Raw genomic sequence first — 24,125 nt, 5'->3', positions numbered from 1 at the left:
CACCCGAGCCCGGTCCCGGCTCGGCAGGGGAGCCGTCAGAACCGTCCGGATTCCCGGCCCGGTCCAGCCCGCCCGGGTCTTCGGACCGAACCACGGGCCGGTCGGGTCCGGCCGACGGAGAGCGCGGTTCCACGGACTGCGACTCGGCCCGCCGCCCCCTCTGCGGAAGGTCCTGCGGGCCGGTCCGCCGGGGCTGCTCCGCCGCCGTCCGCTGCCGTTGGAGGTCCTGCCGGATTCGCTCGATCCGCTCTCGCAGCCGCCGCTGCTCCGCCTCGATGCGATCGGTGAAGGGGGTCGTGGACGCGCGTGGGAACGTGTCGGCGCACACCATCGTCCGCGCGTCCCCGCCATGGCCGGTGGGCAGGCACCGGCCGGGTGGGGCGACGGGCGCCGCGGCTCGCGCGAGCGCCGGCGGCGCGGGACCCGCCGCGGCTCGCGCGGCGTCCGCCGCCAGCACGTCGCAGGCCATGGCACCGAGGACGGCGAGGAAGAATCCCCCGACCAGGGTGAGGCCCACTCGTATCGGACTGATCATGCTGCCCAGACCATCCGTCCGGACGGGTGTCCGGCAACCATCTGCGCCGCCCGGACGCCCAACCGGACACCTTCTGGACATTTCGCACGGCCCCGGCCGCTGGCCATCCCGTAGATGTACGGGTCACGCGGCCCGTGGCGAGCTCCGGCATGCTTCGACAACCCGCGCCCCGGGCGGCCTTCCCCGGAACGCGCCGGCCCGTCGAACGCCTCTGACCTGGCCGGACATCACCGGACACCCGGCGCTCGATCGCGTTCAGTGAACCTTTCAGCGGCGGTGTGAGGGGTTGCTGATCACAACATGATCGCGGGCCGTGTGTTGGCCGGGAGTATGGCGAAGCCCCTGGTAGGCGGGGTGATCACCACAGCCTCCCCATTCACACCAGAGGGCCTCGCATGCTGTTGTATCGCGCTTCGCTGCCGTTGTCGCCTTCGACCCTGAACTACGTGACCGGAGTCGTCCGTCGGCATCGCACCAGCCTGGGCAGCAAGGGCCGGGCGCTCACCCCTGGCATGCAGGCGTTGATGGTGCTGGTCTACCTGCGCAGGGCGAGACGTTCGCCGAGCTAGGCGCTGAAAAGCTCACTGTGGTTGGTGGGGGGTAGGCGGTGCATTGGAGACAGGCGCCCGCACGTACTTCGGCGATTTGCTGCTGGAGGAGGCCGGCCAGGTGCACACCGTCGCCTCTGCGGCAGGACGTTGCCGGTCCGCAGCGTCTCGCGGTGCTGCCGGGCCAGCTAGATTACGCGCGTCGTTCCCAAGCGATGGTCGCGCGAAGCGCGTCATCCATCGGCGTGGGGCCGATGCCGAATGTCGTCTCGAACGCGGTGGAGTCGAGCAGGAACGGCCGGTCGAACTGATACCGGGTCTTCTTGAGCTCGCGGACCACCGGCGACGCGACTCCGATGGCGCTCATCGCCCAACGTGGCAGCTGGGTGACGCGCGGTGCCGGTGCGCCGGCGAGCGTGCACAGCCGCTCGGCCAGCTCCTGGGGTGACATCGCCGCATTGGTCGGCACGTGCCAGGCGTGTCCCCAGGCGCGCTCGTCTGTGGCGGCCAACGCCATGGCGCGTACGACATCCGGCAGGTAGGTCCAGCTGTGCGGGACCGTTGGGTCGGTGGGGAACATCGCACGCTTACCCGCCAGCAATGGCGGCACGAACCGCGAACCGGCCGGGGTCTGGTCTCCCGCGCCGGGCCCGAAGTAGTCGGAGCTGCGCACCTCGGTGACCCGTGCACGCCCCGCCTGGTGCGCGGCCAGCGCGTCAGTCCACATTTTCGCGCGCACCTGGCCCTTGGCCAGCGTCGCGGCGAGCGGCAGGTTCTCGGTCATCGGTTGATCGACCGGCCCGTATCCGTAGAGGTTGCCGGCCGTGACCAGCACCGCTCCGGTCGCCTTCGCCGTCGCCAGCAGCGCCGCGAACAGGGGCGGCCACTCCTGCGGCCAGCGGTGGTACGGCGGCGCGGCGCAGTTGTGGAGGGCGTCCGCACCTTTGGTGATCTCGATCAGCCGGTCCTGGTCGGTGGCGTCCGCTGCCACATTGGTCGCACTGTCCGGCCCCGAACCCGATCGGCTGACCACTACGACCTCGTGCCCCTGCTCAGCCAGCAGGACGGCCAACCCTCGACCGACTTGCCCTGCCCCGACGATGACGTGCTTTCCCATGACGTCCTCACGATCTCTTGGATGAGAGCAATGCTCTTCTTTGTGAGCACTGATGTCAAGAGCAGTGCTCTCATTTATGTGCATTGATCTCTTGCGTGTTGCCATGGTCTTCACCGCCGGCATCGTCGCCTTGACCGACCAGGCGCGGGCCCACGGCTGACGTCGGACCGACCCCCACCCCCACGCCCGAGAACTCGCAGCCCGTGAGCTTGAGATACGCACGGGCACGGGCACGAGGAATCAGAGGTCTTGACGGTTTCTGCAGGTTCAGCACTCAATCCCCATAGCGTTCACAGGCGATGAGGTGTCGTGGCGCCGGCGCAGCCTCGGGTGGAATACGCCAGGAGGTCCTCAGCGCCGGGGCCTTCGACGCCGCCGGGCCTCACGACCCGTGTCGATCGCATATCAGATTGTCCATCGCGTCGTTGACCAGCTTCTCGACCGGGAGCGCGTTCTCGTTCGGCATCCACAATGTGGTGAACAGGACCATCCCGCGGCGCCCGTCCTCGGTGAACCCACTGTGAGCGGTGTGGCCGGGCGTGTTTCCGGCGTGACCCCAGTAGGTGCCACACGGGGATGCGAACTGGCCGATTCCCAGGCCGTAGCGTGCGCCGGGCCAGACGGGGTCCCATTCGGCGGCGGGAACGGTCTGTTTCATCGCGGCGAGCTGTGCCGGCATTCCGCAGGATGCACGCCGCCGTACTCAGGAGCGTCCGCATGACCAACGCAAGCCAAGAGCCGATCTCCCCGGTCCGTGACGACGACAGCACCATGCAGCTCGCTCGTGATCTCCACGAAGGGGTCCGGCAGCTCAACCACGCGACCAGCGGTCCACCCGACCTGACCGAGGTGGGCACCGCCTACGCGGTTCTGAGTGACCCCGGCGTCGCAGCCCACGGCCTCGGCCAGACCATCACGCAACTCAATGACTTCCTGGTCCACGAGGAAGAGGCTGGCCGACTGGGCCACGATCTCGGAGAACCGGTCGCGCCCTTCGTCCGCAAGTTCGGCCAGGCGCTCTCCCTCGCCGGACGTTACACGGGCGACCTTCACGGTGCTCTCAGCGAAGCTCAGCGTGCGATCAATGCTCTCCACGGCGTCCCCGTGTCAGCGCCGGAACGTGTGATCGGCAGCGCTGCCGAGACCGCTGCCGAAGACTTCCCGCTCTCGATCAACGAGGTGTCGGTGTCTCTCCCACCCGAGGACCATCCGCGGCCTCAGGCCGCGCCCATCGACCGACGGACCCGGCGGAAGGTCTGACGATGAAACCCATGAGCCGCGAAGAACTGCTGGCCCTGCCGACTACGACGACCGTCGAGGTCGCGGCGCGTGCCCTGGGCCTTGGACGCACACGTGCCTACCAGCTCGCCAAGCTCGGGCGGTTCCCCTGTAAGACGATCCGCATCGGTGCCAGCTACCGCGTCATCACCGCCGATCTTCAGCGCCTCCTGGAGCATCACCCCACGGCTCGTTGAGGCGCCGAGAGGGAGCGCTCGCTTCACCTGAGCGCTCGATGCGGTGACCTTCATCAGGAGGGCGGGCTCCAGCCGGAGCCCGCCCTCCTGATGTCGGAGATCTGAACAGGCGCGCCCTGCGACCGCCCTGGCCGGGGACGATCCTGTGCCGTCAGAGTGAGGGTCCGTGATGCATGATCACGTTCAGTCCGAGGGTCAAACGATCAAGAGGCCGTCTCCCTATGAAGGGAAACGGCCTCTGACCTTCATCAACCTGTCGGGGTGGCGGGATTTGAACCCACGACCTCTTCGTCCCGAACCGAAAACAATGGCCATAAGGGGGTCATGCAAGTAAAGACGATCCGCGTTAAAATCCCAGGTAGACGGCCTAAGACGGTGCCAGCCATTCACGGACAAGGATGGCCCGTCCGCCGCCGTCCACGGACAAATCACGGACGGATGATCAAGGGGGATTGCGCCTTGGGATATGCGAAAAAGCGCAAGGGTGACAACGGAAAGTATCGCTACACGGCCTGCTACCTCGACATCAAAGGACGACTGCGGTCAGCCGGTACATACTCCAACAAAAAGGACGCAGACAAGGCATGGCAACGACAAGAGGTCGAGGTCGCCAGAGGCCGAACGGGAGATCCCGGCCGCGGAAGACAGCGGTTCAAGGACTACGTGGAGCAGACCTGGCTCCCAAACCACCAGATCGAGGCCACCACCCGTGAGGGCTACACGTACGCGATCTACAGAAACATCATGCCGACGTTCGGCTCGATGCGGATGATCGACATCCTCCCCGAGCACGTCCGCGCGTGGATCACGGCCCTCAAGAACCAAGGCATGAAGCCGGTGACCATCCGCTACCAAAAGATCATCCTCAGTGCCATCTTCACCACGGCGATGGACGACCAGGTCACCTTCATCCACCCCTGCCGCGGAGTACGCACGCCCCCGGTCGTCCGCAAGCCACTCGAGATCATCACGCCCGAGCAGTTCGACGACGTCTACCACGCACTCCCCGAGGGAACCTTCCGGCTCCTCGCCGAAACCGAGATCGAGAGCGGCCTCCGCTGGGGCGAGCTCAGCGAGCTCCGCGTGAAGGACATCAACCTCAGAACCCGCATCCTCACCGTCAGCCGCACAGTCGTCGAGCTGAACCCGAAGTTCCACCCGGAAGGCCGCCACTTCCTCGTTAAGGACTACCCCAAGGACAAGGAGTACCGCCGCTTCAAACTCAGCACCCAGATCACCGAGAAGCTAGAAGCCCACATCAGCTCGGCGGACCTCACCCGAGACGACCTCCTCTTCCAGATGCCACCCCAAGACAAGCCCCGAGCCCGCATCACCGAGATCCCAGACCCGGACACCCTCGGCCGCACGGAACCGAACGAGAAGGGCCGCACCTACAACCACGGCACCCTCAGCGCGTACACCGCCGGACGGTGCCGCTGCGATTACTGCCGAGGCGCCTTCACCCTCTACCGAGCCGCCCGCCGCGCGAAGGGCAAGGACAACCCTCGCCCCCGCCGCGTCCGAGAGACCGACGGCCACATCCCCAACGACTGGTTCCGCCGCAGAATCTGGTACCCCGCTCTAGCCGCCGCCGGCCTCAACTCAAAACCCACCATGCGCGACCTACGCCACGCCCACGCCTCCTGGCTCCTCAACGGCGGCGCCGATCTCCAGGTCGTCAAGGAACGCCTCGGCCACGCCTCCATCGCAACAACCGAGCGCTACCTACACACCCTCCCCGACGCCGACGAGACAGCCCTCACTGCCCTAGCCAGGACCCGCAACCGTGCCAGCGGCTAGTAACAAGCGTTCCGACCACGACGGAACTGAACACGGCGCCTGATGCCATGGTCAACATCAAGTTGTGAGGTGAGCTTGACGGCGGAGCGTGTATGCAGGCGCCAAGCAGAAACCTGTCTGGGGAACCGGGCCGGGAGTGTCTCCGTGGAACCGACTCAAAAGGGACACCTGCTCCGCCTCTGCTGGGCCAGCGCTTCATGTGACGGGTACCGGTGCGCTCAGGCGACGTCTCGCCTACACACGGTGTATCACCTGTCATTACTCCGACAGCCCTCAAGGCTTGATCATCCGCGGATCCGTGCCCCTGCGACCGGCGGGTCCAGGCGCCGCCGGACTGCTGCAACATCCTCGGCCTAGCCAAGGCCGGTCACCTGGCAACATCTACCATGGCGGTTTACATCCCTGCAGGGCTCGCGATGCAGGCCAGTCTCCGAGAGGCCAAGCGACCCGAACAGTAAGCCAGCGGTAGCAGCCGACATGTGCCAGGTAGAGTTGAGCGGATTGTCTTGGGGATTCGTGGGCAGAGCGAGGCTCTGGTGGCTCTCCACGGCCTACGCTGGTCTCATGCTTGAGAGGAGCCGATGAACACCGAGCCGTGGGACTTCGCCGAAGGCGTCGCCAGCCACCTCGGGGTAGCCAAAGACTCGGTGTGCTGGTGGATCGAGCCGCAGGTGCTGCCCGCACACGAGATCGGCCACCTGCGGAAGTTCAAGCTTTCGCAAGTTGGCAAGTGGGTCCGGGCGGGCGGCGTCGATGAACCCGACGCAGGCGCAAACGGGCGGTCCACAAGATGACCACTCCAGTAATTGACCTCGACCTACTGTTCCGGCTCCGGGTTGTGGTCGCGCGCTTCGGTGAGATGGACAGTGCGAAGTGGTGGAACACGAAGGGGCAACTCGGGCGCTATGGCGCAGCGGCCCTGCGGCGAGGTCTCCCGCGCACACATTGGTTCGCACAGGCTCGGTCTGTCTTCGCAGTGGCGGCTCACCGTTGCGATGAGGTCTTCAACCCACCTGGCTGTGTGACACTCTGGCGGCTTCCCGAGGCCATCGAGGAGGACTTCGAGGCGCGCTGGGAGCACTGGCTAGACAACGCCAGAGACTGGTCCGCCTTCTTCGGGCGGATCGAGCAGACTGACGAGACTGACCTGGCCCGCCTACTTCACGGGTTGCGCTTGGTCGATGATAAGGATCTCGACACGTTGACACGGCTTCGCCGCTCTGCCGAAGGGAGGACTGTGGCGTTGCCTGGCGTGTTCTCGGGCACCAATGAGGATGTCCGCCTTCTGGCATTGGGATTCGCGCGCGGCGAACCCGGCGCGCTCACCGTCCCCTATACACGTAGGGCTGAAGCATGACAGTCACCTCTCGGGCCAACGTGGCGTCGTCCTTCACCGTTGTGAAGGGTGCGATGATCGCGGAGACATACACGGCGTTCGCGCGCTGGGACTTTGCGCTGTCGAAGCGAGAGAATCTTGACCGGCTTCGAGCCGACAACTCCATCGGCGCTAAAAGCATGACGTGGCTGCGCGACGTCGCCAAGGTACTCAACCGTCGGTACGATCCGGCGGGCCGGGACCGGCCGCTGGTGCGATTGGCCCAGAGCGGTTGTGATGTCTCTGAGTGGAAACCGCTACTGCTCTGGCACATGACGCGCGACGAGTTTCTTGTACGTGATTTCTTGCAAAACTGGCTCTTTGATGCTTACGAATCTGGCGTGTTTCGGATTCGCTCGAGCGACGTAATGGCCTATCTAACCGACATCGGAAGCCGTGGCGGAAAGACCGAGCATCCGTGGTCCGATACAACAAAGAAGAGGGTCGCCGTTGGCCTGCTGCACATCGCCGCGGACTTCGGATTGTTGCGGGGGGCGGTTGCCCGCGAATTCACGGGATACCACCTTCCTGAACGCAGCTTCATATATCTGCTGCACGTGATGACGGAAGAGCTGGGAAATCCGAGTAAGGTTATTGCGTCACCAGACTGGCGGCTGTTCTTGATGCGTCCCGCCGACGTCGAAAGCGAACTGTTCCGGTTGCATCAATTCCGGAAGCTCGACTTCCAGGTAGCAGGTAGCATCGTGCAGTTGTCGTTGCCTTGCGTGGACTCCGAACGGTACGCGGAAAGGATGATCGCATGAGCAATCTCGACCAGCGAATACGCTGCGATCTCGAACCCATTCTCGAGATGTCCGATCCCCGCCCGCGTATGAGTGCGTACCACGACATGCCCTACGCGATCTTCCCATACAAGCCCAGCGAGGAGTTTAGGCTACGAGCTCAGTTGACGATGCTGGAGATTAGGCTCACCCAAAGGGGGAAGCAGGTGCATCGTATCTCTCTGGCGGAGTGTCTTGACGAGGCGATGCGCTCGCAGAATTCGCTCGAAGACTGGTTTGCCGTCGAACGCGAACAGGGTGTCGCCACCATTGTCGACACCGTCCACGCGGTCATATCGGAATACTCGCCTCTCGTGGATCACGTTGCTGGTCGTATGCCGGCCGACCCCGATCCATCGCGCGACATAGTGTTCATCGTCCGCGCTGGCGCCTTGTTTCCGATGTACCGGACATTCTCCCTACCCGAACAGTTGAAAGGCCAGGTCCACGTACCAACGGTGCTTTTCTATCCCGGAGAAGTGGAGGGCGCTGGAGGCCTGAAGTTCATGGGAGTGCTTGACGCCGAGCACAATTACCGCTCGAAGATCATCTGATAGGAACTCTTCCGATGACCAAAGACCAGCCGATCAAGGCGCTTTTCGCCAACGATATCCACCGGCGCATCGAAGAAGTCATCAAGGTCGACCAGACTGATGAAGAGATCATCCGCGATGAGATAAACGAGTACGTCGTCACCGGCGCCATACGCCAGCACTACGCCCGGATTCTCGAGGAGTACCGACAGGCACCGAACAATCCGCGCGAAGGCATTGCCATTTGGGTGTCGGGTTTCTTTGGTTCGGGAAAGTCAAGCTTCGCCAAGATGCTGGGTCTTTCTATAGAGAACAGCATGGTGGACGGGGTACCTGCTGGCCTGCGTTTCGCCGAGCGCGCAGGAGACAGTAGGATCCAGGTCCTGCTGCAGGTGATCAACGAATACATCCCCACACACGCAGTGGTCTTTGACGTCTCCACCGATCGGGGCATTCGCAGCGGAAATCAAACCCTTACAGAAATCATGTACGGCCTGCTCCTGAACAGCCTCGGGTATGCTAAGGATCTTGATCTTTCAGAGTTGGAAATCTCACTCGAAGAACAGGGTGATCTGAGTCGTTTTGAGCAGGAATATCAACAGCTTTTCCATAAGGACTGGAACAAAGAAAAGGGCAAGATCGCTTTCGCGTTGAGCGAGGCCAGTCGAGTTTTGCACAGTCTTGATCCGGAGACGTATCCGATGGCTGACTCGTGGGTAAAGGCGGTTAAGAACAAAGCCGATATCACGCCGGGTAAGTTGGCCGAGCGCGCGACCGAGCTTATGAACCGACGTCGACCCGGCCAGGCGCTTATGTTCGTCGTCGACGAGGTGGGGCAGTTCGTTGCCCGTGACGTGCAAAAGATGCTCGACCTACAGGCCATCGTGCAGCGCCTCGGCGTGATAGGCCGGGGCCGGCATTGGGTGGTCGTCACCTCTCAGGAGAAGCTCGGCGAACTCGTCAGCGGCCTAGACGACAAGAAGATCGAGCTGGCCCGGCTTATGGATCGCTTCCCGCTCCAAGTGCACCTGGAACCCTCGGACATCTCCGAGGTGACGAGCCGTCGCGTTCTACTCAAGAACTCCACCGCCGAGCAGACACTTGGTGCACTCTTCGAGGAGCACCGCGGGCGCCTGCTGCACCACACCCGGCTCACTGCGGACATCAAGCTGCCCGAATTGAACCGGGACAGCTTCGTCGATCTCTACCCGTTGCTGCCGTACCAGATCGACCTCATCATCCAGGTCGTCTCTGGCCTGCGTACCCAAGCTGGCGCGAGCAGGCATGTCGGCGGCGCCAATCGGACGATCATCAAGCTCGCGCAGCAGCTTCTGATCAATCCGGCGGTAGACCTGGCCAATCATCCGGTCGGTGAACTGGTCCGGCTGGATCAGGTCTACGATCTGGTTGAGGAGAATATTGGCTCCGAGATTCGCGCCAAGATCGCGACGATCCCTCGAGAGCTAGACCACCCGTTTGCACAGCGTGTCGCGAAGGTAATCTGCTTGCTCCAGTACGTCAAGAGCGTCCACCGCAGTGCAGAGAACATAGCCGCCGCCCTCCTGCCCGGGGTCGAAAGCGACTCGCCGCTCGCCCCTGTAAAAGAAGCGCTGCGGGAACTGGAAGCGGCCCACAAGGTCCGCCGAGGTGACGACGGCTACCGCATCCCGACCCCCGCCGAGGATGACTGGGAACGACTCCGCAACGGCATCAGCCCCAAACCTGGGGACGCACACCGCCTCTATTCCGAAACTCTGGCCAGCTTCTGGCAGCCCCAACCCTCCCACACTCTGTTCGAGACCAAGACCTTCAAGGCTGGCCTGGCGATCCATGGCCGCGACGTCACCGGCGGCGATCTGACTTTTCAGTTCCACCTGGCCGAGGAAGGGTCCGACTTCGAGGCGCTGGCCAACGAGCTGCGCAGCCGCAGTCAGCAGGAACGCAGACATGTGTTCTGGGCGGTGCCCCTCGACAATGCCATCGATCGGGAAATTGAGGAGGTCTTCCGGTCTCGTGAGATGATCGCTCGTAAGGAGCGGGAGACCAAGAGTGAGGATACTCCACTCTTGATCGCCGAGGAAAGGCTTCGGCAGCGCCTTCACCAGGATCAGCTTCGGCGTCTACTCCGGACGGCCTGTCTCGCCGGCCGGGTGTACTTCCGCGGTCACGACCGCAGCCCGGACGAGAGGGCGGTGGAAGTCTCCAAGACGGCCGCAGAGATCCTCGGCCAGGTGTTGCCCGATGTCTTTGACCGCTTCCAGGAAGCTGCTGCGAAGGTTAACGACGTCCGGAGGGGCACCGACGCGATTTTCACTGCCCAGAACTTGAGAGGCCTACCACAGGTTTTCAACCAGTTGAATCTGCTCCGCACCGAGAACGGCCAGACACTGTTCAGCGTCGACAGCGGCCCACTCCGGGAGGTTTTGCACCGGATTGATGATCGAGCCAACTACGGTGAGACCGCCAGCGGGAGATACCTGAACGATGAGTTCGCCAATGAACCGTTTGGATGGGACTTCGAGGTGGTCCGGCTGCTGGTCTTGGCCCTCATGCGTGCCGAGAAGATCGAGGCGACCAGCAAGGGGCGCACGCTCAACACGGTGACCAGTGTCGAAGCGCGCGAGGCCTTCTCCAACAACAATCTCTTCCGCCAGGCATCCTTTCGCCCGCGAAAAGGCATCGAGTACGTAGAAGTGGTGAAGGCGGGTGAGGCGTTCTCCGACACGTTCGGGGAAGACTGCCGCGAGCTGACTGCCAACGCCATCGCCGCCGAGCTACGCGAACAGATCGCTCGCCATGAGGACGTGATCGCCTCGATGCAGTCCACACTGGCGGCCCACCGCCTTCCCGGCGGTGGCGTCCTGGAGACCGCCCTTGGGCAGATGAAGGTGATCCTGCGCGGGTCGGACGATGAAGTCATCGCCACGTTCAATGCGAGCCATCGGGCGATCAAGGACGCGATCAGGCGCGCTACCGAGCTCGAGCACGTGCTCTCCGAGCCTCGGCTGCACGATCTTAAGCGAGCACGTCAGGCAGCCGAGGTAGCTTGGCCTGCGCTAAAGGACGAGCTGGGAATTGGCACGGAGTTGGAGTCACGCGCCACGGAGTTGGTGGATCTCCTCGCTAGGGAGACGTTCTACCGCGACCTACCTGCCATAGAACAGCATTCCCGGGCGATCGAGTCGGAGTACGCGCGCCGATTTGACGACGCCCAGCAGGCGCGCATCGACGCCTATACCAACGCGTTCAAGCAGCTCACCAGCGAGCCCGGCTGGCATGATCTGACCGAGCAAACTCAACAGGACATAGCGGCCAAGATTCTGGCCGGTCAACGCCCACTGCCGCAGACGGTGCCGATCTCGCTGCTGCGCTCCGAACGTGACGCTTGTGAAGGGCGCCTTCGCGACGCCGTCCGGCGGATGCAGGAGACCCTCGAAGGGGACCGCCTGGCACCCGTGAAAGTTCAATCTTACTTCTCCGGTGGGATTGAGACGGAGGAGCAGTTGGATGCCGCACTCACCGGTCTGCGCGAGGAGTGCGCGCGGCTGATCGGCGCGGGAAAGAAAGTCGTGCTGTCATGACCGCGCTTATCGATCTTGATGAGCTGGCCCGCCGGGAGAACGAACAGACCGAGTGGAAGGAGAACGTCGCTGACATCGACGACGTCGTGGCCACGCTCACCGCCTTCGCCAACGACCTGCAGAATCTCGGCGGAGGTTATGTCGTCTGTGGTGTCCGCGAGGACAAGGACAAGCATGGCTTCCCGGCCTTGGTGCGCGTTGGTCTGACCGCGAACAGGCTCAGGGAGATCGAGGGTACGGTGCTGACCCGCTGCCGAGACCTGGTTTCGCCGCCGATCACACCGTTGGTCGAGGAACTGGACACACCGGACTCGCAGCTAAGAATCCTCGTCTTCGTACAACCGGCCACCGGAACCGCACACACCTTCCGCCGCCGTAACGACGGCGCCAAGCACTACGTGCGGGTCAGCCGGTCCACTATCGAGGCCAGGAACGGGACACTCAAGGATCTCCTCGTCCGCAAGGGCGCCCTTGAGCCGTGGGACCGTCGTCCGTGCAACGGAGCCACGGAGTCCGATCTTGACCTGTTGGCGCTACGCGAGGCGCTGCAACGGATGGGGATCTTCTCACATGAAACGGGCGTCGAGCCGTATCTTTCGCCGGATGTGCAACTGAGTGCATTCGTCCCGCCGCTGCTCGCCAGCGAGCCGCTGACTGGGGTCCTACGCCCACGGAACTTCGCGGTCCTACTATTCGGCAGAGAAACCCAGCGTTTCATCCCCGGAGCCGTGACGTACTTCTCCATCTATACGGGTGGGGATCGCTCGGATCCGCACGCCGAGCGGCACGATCTGGCAGGAAACGTACTCGAGCAGGCATTGCGGCTCCAGGAGCTACTCGATATCCAGTCGTATACGGCCTTCGACAAGACCGATGCCGCCTCACCGAATGTCATTAAGTACCCAAAGCGCGCACTCTACGAGGCGATGGGCAACGCTTTGGCTCATCGAGACTACGAGCTGCCCGACCCCACGAGGCTGACCGTCTTCTCGGATCGGATCGAAGTAGCGTCCCCTGGCGCCTTGACCACCGGGATAGATATCGAAACCCTTCGCACCGGAACGGCATCACCGAGATGGCGAAACCAGTCACTCGCCTGGTTCTTCTCCCGAATGCAGCTGGCCCAGGCGGAAGGGCAGGGTATCCCCACGATTCTTCGGTCGATGCGAGAGGAAGGGTGCCCACCTCCGACCTTCGAGGCCGACACGATCCGAGTGCTCTGTGTACTGCCGGCCCATCCGCGGCACGCTGCGTTGCGCGATCTTCGCTCGGCTGAACAGGCGCTCGCCTTGGGTGACCTAGAGACGGCGCGGATACAGGTGGAGCGGGTACTGGCCAGCGACAGCCTCAACTTCCGCGCGATCCAGTTGTTCGCCGAGGTCCAGCACGCTCGGCGCGACCCCGAAGCTGTGTCAGCCTGGATCCGGCAGCACCTCGACCAGATCGAGTCGTTGCCTCCGCAGGTGTTGGTGCAACTCGCCGAGGCGCTGGAGAGCGATCAAGCAATTGATGATCATCAGCAGCTCGCCAGCAAGCTGCTGTCATCGGCTGCCCGTGGGCGGCTGGAGGAGCGTGAACTGCGACGTATCGCGGTGGCCATGAGCCGCGCGCACGACTACCAGAGCGCACTGGCTCTCATTGAGAGGAACTTGCTGGAGCACCCGGAGTGGCAGACAAACCCGTCGCTACGCCAACTTCGTGGCGACGCCCTCATCGGTCTGGCGAAGCTGTGCCGTACAACGGCGCGGAACCGGGATATCGCAGAGGCCACACGTCAACGTGCTTGGCGCGAGTTTCACGCCTACCTAGACCGGGCTGAACACGACCTGCGCGACGCAATTGCGCACAGCGTTGACCAGAATCTCGGTGATCAGATCCAGCGGAATCTCGATTATCTCGAACGGCTCAGGCGGGACAACCAACCCCCGCAGAAGCGGGCCTCGCGTAGCCGCCGGAGAGGGCATCGTGGATAAGCAGGCACGAAATGCTATCGACCGCGCTACCCAACGCGCTCGCAGTCTCCTGGAGGATGAGTTCGCCGAGCAGCTCGAAGCTGACTTTGACGTGCTCCGTAGCGGCAAGGTTGCTACCCAGCACAGCCCGCACCTAACTCCACACCAGGTCTACCAGCGCAGAAAGATTGTCGCGGTGCTGGAGCACAGGTTGGCCACGGGCATGAGCACGGCCTCGGCCGTCACCGACTACATCCGGGAATCGGCGTTCACCACCCTGAATCGGTTCGTGGCGCTCAAGATGCTCGAGGCTCGCGAGCTAGTGCAGGAGTGCGTTAGCAAAGGCGAGGAGTCGGTCGGATATCGTGAGTTCTGCGGGATGGCTTCGGGACTGCCGCTACTGCCTGGTGGCGCCGGTTACCGCCTCTACATTGAGTCACTGTTCGATGAATTGTCAACCGAAGTTAAGGTGCTGTTCGACCGGCGTGACCCGGCGTCGGTGTTGTGGCCGAGACGCGCCCCCTTCGACGAGTTGCTGGCCATCCTCAATGCTCAGGACCTTGCTGGTATCTGGGCCGAGGACGAGACCATTGGCTGGTTCTACCAATATTTCAACAGCGAGAACGAACGCCGGAGGATGCGTGATGAAAGCCAAGCTCCTCGTAACGGCCGGGAACTGGCTATCCGGAATCAGTTCTTTACACCCCGATATGTGGTTCAGTTCCTCACCGACAACACCCTCGGACGCATTTGGTACGAGATGCGCGGCACCGACACGGCGTTGGCTGAACGATGTGAGTACATGGTCTGCAGGCCAGGCGAGCAGTTCGCACCTCGGTCGAAAAAGGATCCGCGTGACATCCGAGTACTGGACCCGGCTTGCGGCAGCGGCCATTTCCTACTTTACGCATTTGACCTGCTCATCATGATTTACGAGGAGGCGTACGTCGACGCAGAGAGCCCTGCCAGCGAGGTGACCGGTCGGACTCTCGCCGAGGACTACACCACCCTCGAGGCCCTTCGCCAGGCGATCCCAAGCCTTGTCCTCGCACACAACCTTCACGGTGTCGATATCGATCCGCGCTGCGCACAGATCGCCCAGTTGGCACTGTGGTTGCGAGCGCAGCGCGCCTACCGTGACTTCGGCATCGGGCGCAATGCACGTACGCCGATCCGGCGCTCGAACATCATCATCGCTGAGCCACTGGTCGCCGACGATCAGGTTGCTGCCGACTTCGTTGGGCGCCTCAACGACCCAGAACTCGCGCAGATCCTCAAGGAGCTTGTCGGTTCTCTCGCCCTGGCAGGCGACCTCGGGCTGCTGCTCCCCCTCGAGTCAGGCGGTGTCCAACCGCTGGCCCCAGGCTACGAGCATGATCTCCTGACCCCTCCAAAGGAGCGCCTGCACGAAGCCTTGCACCGCTTCTCGGTGGATCCGGCCACCCGTGCCAGCATCCGACGCCGGCTATTCTCGGACGACGCATCTTACGGACTCGGGTTGATATCGATAGCAGACAAACGATACGACACCGTGCTAATGAATCCGCCGTTCGGCTCGGGTAGCGCTAGAGCCAAAAAGGTCTTCGATAAACTTTATCCCCTCACGAAAAATGATGTTTACGCGGCATTCGTTGAACGGGGTATCGATCTGCTAACGTCCCGCGGGCGACTTGGCGCGATTACGTCTCGAAGTGGGTTCTTCTTGTCCCGATTCCAAAAATGGCGCGAAGAAATCGTCCTACGGACAGCACCTCCTGTAGTTTTTGCCGATCTCGGGAACGGTGTCCTGGATGGTGCAATGGTGGAGACGGCAGCGTACTGTCTGGAGGCGGATAATTGACAATCTTCTTTCGCCTTACAGGACGTAAAGCGCAAAACAAGGAAGCGGCGCTCGCGGAGCTAGTGATTGCCGTGTCAAAGGGGCAGGCCTCTGGGGCGATTGACAGAGATTGCTTCGATCGAGAAGTCCGCGAGCTGTCAGTGGTGCCGCGTACCCCCTTCGCTTACTGGGTAAGTGATGAGTTGCTCGCCCTATTTGCCGAGCTTCCCCCCTTCGAGCATGGGGGCCGTGTCGCACGGCGAACTAACGGCACCACTGACGACAAGAGGTGGCTTCGACTTCTATGGGAAATTGGCGAAGCTGGGCGCGATAGTCAAACTTGGATTCCTCATGCGAAGGGCGGAGCGTTCTCTCAATTCTATGCAGACCTCCACCTCGCTATAGCCTGGGACCCAGCGCGCAAGACTTACCCTGGTTACCTTGGTACCCTCCATCGCCCTGACGTCCGCCCTGCATCACTACAGTACTTTTTTCGCCCTGGGCTTACCTGGTCACGTCGCAGTCAAAAAGGCTTCAGTCTGCGAGTACTGCCGAAGGACTCAATATTTGGAGACAAGGGACCGGGATGCTTCCACTTCCAGGATTCAGAGACTGACCTACTTGCCACGGTGGCGCTTGCAAATTCGCAAATATTCAGATTTTTGCTCGCACTACAGATGTCGTTTGGGTCGTATGAGGCAGGCGTCATTCAAACCACGCCATTTCCGGCGCAAGGTCCTGAAGAGCGCTACGCTTTGGCGCAATTTGCGCGCAAGGCGTGGTCTCTAACGCGAGCCTTCAAGACAATCGATGAGACGTCTTGTTCGTTCGTGCTCCCGGCAGCATTCAATGAACGTAGAGGATTCGATCCAGCACGAGTGGCACTTGAGCTCTCCAACCTGATGGCGGATATCGATGACCTGGCCTTCCGTCTTTATGGAGTTAGCCAGAAGGATCGTCATGTTATAGAAGAAGGCGAGCTGTCTGTCACTCGTGTCGCGAACGAACTAGACGATGTTGAAGGGGGGTCCGATGAGTCTGATGAGGTAGAACCGGAGTACGGCTTGACAGACTCGGGGGATGACGGCCTAATTTCGTGGCTCGTCGGTGTCGCATTTGGGCGATTTGATTTGCGACTTGCTACCGGAGCACGACCGATTCCGCCTGAGCCAGAGCCGTTCGATCCGCTGCCCGTGCGTTCCCCCGGGATGTGGCCAGAGAGCGAGAAGCCCCCCGTACGTCCGCCGGACATCTTGGTCGACGATCCCGGCCATCCGCAGGATCTGGCTTCGCACGTTATGGCCGTCGCTAACGCTGTCAAGGTTGCGGAACCAGAAAACCTGCGCTCCTGGCTGGCCCGCGAATTCTTCCCCGTACACATCAAGATGTATTCGAAGAGCCGGCGCAAGGCCCCGATCTACTGGCAACTGGCGACGCCGTCGGCGAGATACTCTGTGTGGCTCTATATCCACGCGTTTACCAGAGACACGATGTACCGCGTACAGAATGATTACGTCGTACCTAAGCTGATGCTCGAGGAGCGTCGCCTGGAGACTATGCGACGTGAGCGTCAGGAACGCTCGACGGCGGCGGAGCGCCGTGCGCTCGCCGATCAGGAGACCTTCGTGGACGAGTTGCGCAGCCTCCTGGATGAGGTGAAGCGGGTGGCGCCGCTGTGGAACCCGGAGCTCGACGATGGAGTTGTTATCAACTTCGCCTCGCTGTGGCGTCTGGTCTCTCATCACCGACCATGGCAAAGGGAGCTCAAGTCGGCCTGGGATGCACTCTGCGCCGGTAAGTACGACTGGGCACACCTCGCCATGCACCTGTGGCCTGAGCGGGTCATCCCGAAGTGTGCCACCGATCGCAGCCTTGCCATCGCGCACGACCTAGAGGACGTCTTTTGGGAGCAAAGTACGGATGGTAGCTGGGCGGCCCGCCGGGCGCCGACGCAGCCGGTCGACAAACTGATCCAGGACCGGACGTCGCCAGCAGTCAAGGACGCACTGCAGAACCTGCTCAACGCACCGACAGCCGCCAACGGCGTGGGGACCCGGCGTCGGCGCGCTGCCGCTGGCGTGGGCAATGGTGGAGGTCGCTGACATGCACCCACTTCACGACTACATAGCGAAGCTCCTCGCTGACAAGCTCAACAACCGGAAGATCGTTGTCTGGTACGACCAACGAAGCGAGTTCACGCCGTTCATCAACGAGGTTCGCAATGGTCCGCGTATTGATGCTGAACTTGCGCCGGTGTCTGTAGGGGGAGTCGACGCCCGCTTGGCTGAGTACGACGGGTCGATGTTTGAGGTACGGGCCGCGGCTGAGCCCTATGTGAGCGGCGACACGCCAGGCGTCGTCGTCATCTATCTGCCTGGCTGTGCCCGCGACGCCCGCAGCTCGGTGCTGATGGAGCTGGAGGAGGCAGGTACCCGGTGGAACCCAGGCCTGGTTCAGCTGGCCAGAAACCTGCTACTGAAGACGCATACGCTCGGTGTCGTCGATCAGATGCTCGCGGCGGACCGGAAGCTGACGTACACGGATCTGGCGCGGATGGCCGAAAGTGACGGGCCTGAGCCGCCGTCGATCCTCAAGACAATCTTCCATGACGCCCGGGACAGTGACGCGATGCTGGGGTCCTGGCTGACTGACGAGTCCCATGACGCCGCCATCAGCGCGAAGGCTGCCACTCCTGAACTCGTCGCATTGATCAATGCGAAGCTGGGCCTGGACCCACCCGGCAACGCCACCCTATCCAAGCTAAGGGCGGTGACCGCGCGCTACGTTCTAGCCAGCGAATTCCGACTGGATTTGGCGTGCCCGCCACCGGCGAGCCTTGAAGGGGTTCCAACACCCCCCTCTGCCGAATCCGCCTCAGCCGTGCGAGCGCTGGCCACGCGGCTCCGCGTCGACTTCTCAGCTGCCTACCCTGCGTTGGCCGACCAGGTCGAAAACGACCTGCGACTGCGCGAGACGGAGATACCCGCGAGCGCGCTCGGCTCGACCGACACATTCCGTTTCGAAGAGCGTGAGTTGTTGCGCTACTGCGCGGACCTGATCGTGGCAGCGCAGTACGACGAGGTGCTCGCCATTGTCACCCAACGCGAGCATTGCTTCTGGCTGAAGCTGGACGTCGGCCGTAGGGCCCAGTGGGAAGCGGTCCGCCGGATGGCGGAGCTTGGCCGTGAAGCACTCCGGGTGCGCGCTGAGGTGGGCAGGGCCAACGGGAACGTGCGCACCTGGCTGATGAGGTACACGGATGCCCCGAGCGAGTGGTACCGCCTGGACCAGGCCCAACGGCAACTCGAAGCCTGGGTGGCCACCCTGGACGACGATCCGGACGAACGACTGCTGGGTCTGGTCCGGCGGGCGTACGAGGACACCTGTCACCTAATGGCGGCGAAATTTGTCGACGCTCTTTCCTCATCTCATTGGGCCATCCCCGATGCCCTGCACCAGACCCACGTCTACGGCGAGGTTGTCGCGGAGCAGCCGAAACCCGTGGCCTACTTCCTAGTCGACGCGATGAGATACGAGATGGGCGTCGAGCTAGCGAGTAGGCTGCCGGAAAGTTCGGAGCTCTCAGTACGGCCCGGCGTCGCCGCGCTGCCCAGCATCACGCCGGTCGGGATGGCTGCCCTGCAACCAGGCGCATCCGCCAGCTTTTCCGTCGTCGAGGAAGGCGACCGATTCGGCGCTAGAATCAACAGCACCTTCCTTCCGGACCTGACCGCGCGGCAGAGATACCTCAGAGCCCGCATCCCCAAGTCGGCCGACCTCTCGCTTGCTGAGCTGCTCAGCCTGGCGCCATCGAAGTTGACGAAGAAGCTTGATGATGCGCAAGTGGTGGTTGTCCGCTCGCAGGAGATCGACAAGGTGGGCGAGGCAGGATTCACTTTTCACGCAAGGCAGGTGATGGACACCGTCATCGACAACATCGCCCGGGCAATCCGCAAGCTGGCAGCTGCCGGGGTGGGCCACGCCGTGGTCACCGCAGATCACGGTCACCTCTTCTTCGCCAGCGACCGGGACGAGTCGATGCGTACTGACCCACCCGGTGGCCGCACGGTCGACCTGCACCGACGCTGTTGGATCGGTCACGGCGGCGCGACACCGCCTGGATGTGTGCGGGTCACAGGGTCCGCCCTGGGTTACGACTCAGACCTCGAATTGGTCTTCCCTGCCGGAGCGGGGGTGTTCAGAGCCGGTGGGGACCTCGCCTTCCACCATGGTGGTCCGACCCTGCAGGAGATGGTCATTCCCGTTGTGACGATCAGAACCGCAGCCGGCACGCTTAAGCCGGATGCCACCGCGAGTGTCACGGTGACGGACGTCCCAGAGGTCATCACGAACCGTATCTTCACTGTCACCCTGTCGTTGGGGAGTGGACAGATGATGTTGGGAACGACTGGGACCGCCGTGCGCGCCATGCTTATCTCAAATGGCAACCAGGTCGGCATGGTCGGCATGGTGGCCGGAGCGGAGTTCGACCGCGCCACCGAACGCATTCAACTCGAGTCCGACAGTGCCACTACCGTCGGGTTTCAGCTGTCCGACGACACAGCCGATTCACTGCAGATTGTCGTACTTGACCCGGAAACGGATGCGGAACTTTTTCGGTCACGGGACAAAATTCCTGTAAGGCTCGGCGTGCGATGAGCGCGGCGCCTATTCTTCGCGACATGCTTGACGACAAGGTCAACCGGCTCTTCGCTGGCAAGGTGGTTCGCAAGGACCTGGTCCAGAAGGTGAAGGTCGGGGCGAATGTACCCGTGTTTGTCCTGGAATTCCTGCTAGGCAAATATTGCGCATCTTCCGACGAGATGACTATCCAAATGGGGCTGCAGGTCGTCAACGACACTCTCGCGGACAACTACATCCGTGCCGACGAGTCGATGAAGGCACAGGCGATCGTGAAGGGCCGTGGCCGCCATACGTTCATCGACAAGGTCAAAGTCCGTCTGGTCGACTCCGACTATTGGGCCGAAGTCACCAACTTCGGACACAAGAACGTCCACATCCCCGACCACTACGTCCGCGAATACGAGCGACTAGTGATGGGCGGGATCTGGGCCCAGGTCGACATGCGGTTCGAGTATGACGAGGAGTCACAGGGCAGGAATCCGTTCTGGATCGACCGGCTGACGCCGATTCAAATTGCCACCTTCGACCTTGAGGAGTACCGAAAGACTCGCAGCGAGTTTAGCACGGATGAATGGCTAGACCTGATCATTCGCAGTGCAGGTTACGAGCCTAGCGAGATGTCCCGCCGGTTGAAGTTTCTCTTCCTGGCCAGGCTGATCCCGTTCGCCGAGCGAAACTACAACCTCGTTGAGCTCGGGCCGCGCGGTACCGGCAAGAGTTACGTAGTTCAGGAAGTCTCCCCATACTCGGCGCTACTCACTGGCGGCACAACAGTCGCTAATCTCTTCGGACATTTGTCGGGACGACAGAAAGGCATGGTCCAGATCTGGGATGTCGTCGGCTTCGACGAGGTCGCCGACCTGCAAAAGATGCCTAAAGAAGTCGTTTCAACGATGAAGACCTACTGCGAGTCGGGCACTTTTCAGCGCGGACAGGAAGCGATGTCCGGTGATGCAAGCATTGCAATGTTTGGCAACACCAATCAGCCTATTGACGTGATGGTACAGACTGGCCACCTCTTTTCGCCGATGCCCAGCGTCATCCGGGACGACATGGCCTTCATCGACCGCATCCACTACTATCTCCCTGGCTGGGAGATTCCTAAGATGCGCAATGAACTCTTTACCAACCACTACGGGTTCGTTGTCGACTATCTCGCCGAGGCCCTGCGAGAGCTGCGCAAGCACAACTATACGGAACTGATCGATCGGCATTTCTCGCTAGGTTCACACCTCAATGCTCGCGATCGCAAGGCGGTACGCAAGACAGTGTCGGGCTTGACGAAAATCTTGTTTCCGCACGGTGAGGTGACCCAGGAGGAGCTGGAGGAGGTCCTGGAATTTGCGCTTGAGGGCAGGCGGCGAGTCAAAGAGCAGCTCAAGAAGATGGGATCCTTTGAGTACTATCACACCTCGTTCAGTTACACGCTTCAGGAAACCGGCGAAGAGCGCTTCGTCGGCGTGCCCGAGCAGGGTGGGCGCGATCTAATCTCAACCGATCCATTGTCGCCGGGGACTGTGTACAGCGCCGGAGTCACATCCGACGGCACGGTTGGCCTTTACCGCATCGAGATTTCGATCTCTAGCGGGACCGGTAAGCTGAAGCTCGCAGGCGGCGTAGGTGGCGTCACCAAGGAGTCTGTACAACGTGCCTTCAGCTTTCTGTGGGCGAGGAAGGTTGAATTTGCGGTTGCCCGGGATCTAGACGTTTCCGATGTCCACGTAGAAGTTATCGACCTGCTCGCCAACCGCGTGGAGGCGGAGCTCGGTGTAGCCTTCCTTGTAGCTTGCTATTCGGCCTTGCGAAAGGCGCCGACAGGTCCCGCGCTTCTTATATTGGGCGACATGAGTGTGCAAGGAAACATAAAGCCGATGCGCTCACTTACTGAACCGCTGCAGGTCGCCAAAGACAACGGTGCCAAAAGGGCTCTCATTCCGATCGAGAACAAGAGAAGTTTCCTGGACGTGAGCGCTGAAATCATGGAGCATGTCGACCCAGTCTTCTACGGCGATCCGAAGACAGCCGCCATGAAAGCCCTTGGAGTTCAGTAGAAACTCGGCTGGCAGATCAGCCGTAAGCGCAGCTCGCGTTTTCCTGAACACCTCACGGTTGTTGAGCTCCGAAGGCAACGGCTGGACCCGTTCGCTTGGCGCGGGTACAGACCTGAGCGGCGACGGATCCAGCGCAGCATGACGCGTGATCGGAGACTTGTAAGTTCGTGTCGCCGTCACGGCCTGGCAACGCTCACCGGTGGTTCCAGGACTTGCAAATGACTCTTAATCTGCGGGTTGGAAGCCTAGTATCTGGCACCGCGCGATCCCGGAGCCATGTCAAAGTCGGCGGCTGATCGCTGACGTGACGCCATCTATTTATCAGGGATGCGCCTACGGCCATGCCTGTGGTCAGGTGGTCGGCCCGCTTCTGCCGGTGGCCAGAGTGACCTGGTGCTCGGCCAGGACCGCCATGACATAGTTCAGCCAGCATTTCTCCAGCTTGGTCCGCAGCGTCCTCATTTCAGATTGGGGTGTGTTCTTTAGCGAGCTCGCACCATACGATTTTGCCGCCGGTGGCGGGTTGGTAGTAGTTCCAGCGGCTCGACAGGATGTCGATCGTGAAGAGGCCTCGGCCGTTCTCTGCTTCGAGGTCGGCTTGTTTGATGGTGGGTGGTTCGGGGCTGTGATCCCAGACCTCGATGAGGAGCCGGCGGTGGTCCGAGGCCAGGCGCATCTGTATCGGCGGGACACCGATCAGGGCTGTGTAGCCGTAGTGTTCGACGTCTACCCCGGCTGCCTTGTAGGCGTTGGTGACTAGCTCCGACACCAGGAGTTCGGCGGTGCCGGTGAGGTGGGAAAGGTTCCAGCGGGCGAGTGTGTGGCGGGTGTGCTTCCGCGCCCAGCGGGCGGCGCTGGGCAGGCAGACGAATTCCATCTCGTCGCGGAGAGGCCATTGAGCGGGATGGCTGTCGGGCATGTCGGTTGCCTTCATCTCGGGATGGCTGGGCGGATCGTTGGGTAGAGCTAGGATTTATCACTGTCTGTGCTTGACTGTTCACGGTGGTCGGGTACACCGGACTGCGTCATCGGCGGGCGAGCCAGAGCGGTGGAGGGGCATCGATGCGGCATCCGTGATGCATCGCGCGGGTTGACCTGCCGAGACAGGCAGAAATCTGGGAACGTCGGACGCAGGGACGTTAGGAGGCCGGAGGATGGCGCTCAAACGACATGGCCTGGCGCACAAGCGCCGCTCTGCGGGGCTCAGCCAGGAGCAACTGGCTGAACGGCTGGGCGTCGAGCGTTCGACTGTGGGCCGCTGGGAACGGGCGGAGACTGATCCGCTGCCCTTCATCCGGCCTCGTCTGGCTGAAGAACTACGGATTTCGCTGGAGGAGCTGAGTTCTCTCCTCGATGACGTTCGTTGTGTTGAGCCGCAGCGAGATGAACGCCTGACGCATGTGCTGGACAACCCGGCTGGCGTCGATCTTGTCGCTGCTGCTCGGCTGCGCCAGCGCGTGCAGGCGCTCGGTGAGGAGTACGACCGGGTGCCGTCGGCCCTGCTGTTGGCGGCTGCAGGACAATGCCACGGGCAGGTGGCCTTCCTTCGGCAGAACGCTCCCAGTGGACGAGTTCTTCGCGAGTTGTTGGAGGCTGAGGCTGAGTCGGCCACGCTTATGGGGCAGCTTGTGTGGGACGCCTCTCAGCGGCGTGACCACGCGACGACCTTGGCCTACTTCGATGCTGCTCTTGCGGCGGCGCGGAAGGTCGGTGACGGCTTCGCTGAGGCGCATGCTCAGCTGCGCAGGAGTTATGTCGCCCTCTACGGATTGCGTAATCCGAGCGAGGGCTTGGCGCTCGCTGAGTCCGCCGCTCGGGCGGTAGGTGTCAAGTCAAACGAGACAGGGGCCAGTGATCGTTAGGCGGCTCGTTCCTCCTGGTCAGGGCCGGTCTGCTCGATGGCGTCCTCGTCG

17 protein-coding genes and 1 pseudogene are annotated in these 24,125 nt (G+C 62.2%); 15 read left to right on the top strand and 3 right to left on the bottom strand.

What is annotated here, in order from left to right:
- Positions 1–930: 930 nt before the first annotated feature.
- Positions 931–1,109, top strand: a pseudogene (locus tag ABZ810_RS25260) (IS5/IS1182 family transposase); the annotation flags it as partial.
- Between the two features lie 167 nt (positions 1,110–1,276).
- On the opposite strand, the gene ABZ810_RS25255 reads toward ABZ810_RS25260, so the two are convergent.
- Together ABZ810_RS25255 and ABZ810_RS25250 are read right to left on the bottom strand one after the other, a co-directional pair.
- Positions 1,277–2,200, bottom strand: a complete 924-nt coding sequence (locus ABZ810_RS25255; protein ID WP_358407118.1) for an NAD-dependent epimerase/dehydratase family protein — start codon at positions 2,198–2,200, stop codon at positions 1,277–1,279.
- Positions 2,201–2,582: 382 nt separating this feature from the next.
- The gene (locus tag ABZ810_RS25250; RefSeq protein WP_358407115.1) at positions 2,583–2,879 is read right to left on the bottom strand and encodes a hypothetical protein; all 297 of its coding nucleotides are present in this window, start codon (positions 2,877–2,879) and stop codon (positions 2,583–2,585) included.
- A gap of 38 nt (positions 2,880–2,917) precedes the next feature.
- Here ABZ810_RS25250 and ABZ810_RS25245 point away from each other — a divergent pair, with 38 nt between their 5' ends.
- From ABZ810_RS25245 to brxL, 13 genes are all read left to right on the top strand, one after another.
- Positions 2,918–3,460, top strand: a complete 543-nt coding sequence (locus ABZ810_RS25245; protein ID WP_358407112.1) for a hypothetical protein — start codon at positions 2,918–2,920, stop codon at positions 3,458–3,460.
- Between the two features lie 11 nt (positions 3,461–3,471).
- A complete protein-coding gene (locus ABZ810_RS25240; RefSeq protein WP_358407109.1) occupies positions 3,472–3,675 on the top strand; it encodes a helix-turn-helix domain-containing protein in 204 nt (67 codons plus the stop codon).
- 438 nt (positions 3,676–4,113) lie between these two features.
- A complete protein-coding gene (locus ABZ810_RS25235; RefSeq protein WP_358407107.1) occupies positions 4,114–5,475 on the top strand; it encodes a site-specific integrase in 1,362 nt (453 codons plus the stop codon).
- A 581-nt stretch (positions 5,476–6,056) separates the two neighbouring features.
- Positions 6,057–6,269: a DNA-binding protein gene (locus ABZ810_RS25230; RefSeq protein WP_358407104.1), complete on the top strand. Its 213-nt coding sequence runs from the start codon at positions 6,057–6,059 to the stop codon at positions 6,267–6,269.
- Positions 6,266–6,832, top strand: a complete 567-nt coding sequence (locus ABZ810_RS25225) for a BrxE family protein (RefSeq protein WP_358407102.1) — start codon at positions 6,266–6,268, stop codon at positions 6,830–6,832. Before ABZ810_RS25230 ends, ABZ810_RS25225 begins: the two co-directional genes overlap by 4 nt.
- Positions 6,829–7,614, top strand: a complete 786-nt coding sequence (locus ABZ810_RS25220; protein ID WP_358407100.1) for a BrxA family protein — start codon at positions 6,829–6,831, stop codon at positions 7,612–7,614. The genes ABZ810_RS25225 and ABZ810_RS25220 overlap by 4 nt, the downstream gene beginning before the upstream one ends.
- Positions 7,611–8,186, top strand: a complete 576-nt coding sequence (locus ABZ810_RS25215; protein ID WP_358407097.1) for a BREX protein BrxB domain-containing protein — start codon at positions 7,611–7,613, stop codon at positions 8,184–8,186. The genes ABZ810_RS25220 and ABZ810_RS25215 overlap by 4 nt, the downstream gene beginning before the upstream one ends.
- Before the next feature lie 14 nt (positions 8,187–8,200).
- On the top strand, positions 8,201–11,746 hold the full coding sequence (gene brxC, locus ABZ810_RS25210) for a BREX system P-loop protein BrxC (protein ID WP_358407095.1): 3,546 nt from the start codon (positions 8,201–8,203) through the stop codon (positions 11,744–11,746).
- Positions 11,743–13,719 (top strand): ATP-binding protein, encoded by a 1,977-nt coding sequence (locus ABZ810_RS25205; protein ID WP_358407093.1) that lies wholly within the window; start codon positions 11,743–11,745, stop codon positions 13,717–13,719. The genes brxC and ABZ810_RS25205 overlap by 4 nt, the downstream gene beginning before the upstream one ends.
- Positions 13,712–15,538 (top strand): DNA methyltransferase, encoded by a 1,827-nt coding sequence (locus ABZ810_RS25200; RefSeq protein WP_358407092.1) that lies wholly within the window; start codon positions 13,712–13,714, stop codon positions 15,536–15,538. Before ABZ810_RS25205 ends, ABZ810_RS25200 begins: the two co-directional genes overlap by 8 nt.
- Before the next feature lie 641 nt (positions 15,539–16,179).
- Positions 16,180–17,619 (top strand): hypothetical protein, encoded by a 1,440-nt coding sequence (locus ABZ810_RS25195; protein WP_358407091.1) that lies wholly within the window; start codon positions 16,180–16,182, stop codon positions 17,617–17,619.
- 1 nt (position 17,620) lies between these two features.
- Positions 17,621–20,176, top strand: coding sequence for a PglZ domain-containing protein (locus ABZ810_RS25190; RefSeq protein ID WP_358407088.1), 2,556 nt, complete (start codon positions 17,621–17,623; stop codon positions 20,174–20,176).
- A gap of 23 nt (positions 20,177–20,199) precedes the next feature.
- Positions 20,200–22,212 carry a protease Lon-related BREX system protein BrxL gene (gene brxL / locus ABZ810_RS25185; RefSeq protein WP_358407085.1) on the top strand — a complete coding sequence of 671 codons (2,013 nt, stop codon included), beginning with the start codon at positions 20,200–20,202 and terminating at the stop codon, positions 22,210–22,212.
- A 463-nt stretch (positions 22,213–22,675) separates the two neighbouring features.
- Here the strand turns inward: brxL and ABZ810_RS25180 are convergent, their stop codons facing one another.
- Entirely contained in the window at positions 22,676–23,146 is a 471-nt protein-coding gene (locus ABZ810_RS25180; protein WP_358407083.1) for an ATP-binding protein, read from the bottom strand.
- 220 nt (positions 23,147–23,366) lie between these two features.
- Between ABZ810_RS25180 and ABZ810_RS25175 the strand changes: the two genes are divergently transcribed.
- The gene (locus ABZ810_RS25175) at positions 23,367–24,074 is read left to right on the top strand and encodes a helix-turn-helix transcriptional regulator (RefSeq protein WP_358407081.1); all 708 of its coding nucleotides are present in this window, start codon (positions 23,367–23,369) and stop codon (positions 24,072–24,074) included.
- Positions 24,075–24,125 lie beyond the last annotated feature (51 nt).

This window comes from Spirillospora sp. NPDC047279, from assembly GCF_040643285.1.
Taxonomy (GTDB): domain Bacteria; phylum Actinomycetota; class Actinomycetes; order Streptosporangiales; family Streptosporangiaceae; genus Spirillospora.
This window is presented reverse-complemented; position numbering and strand designations above follow the sequence as displayed.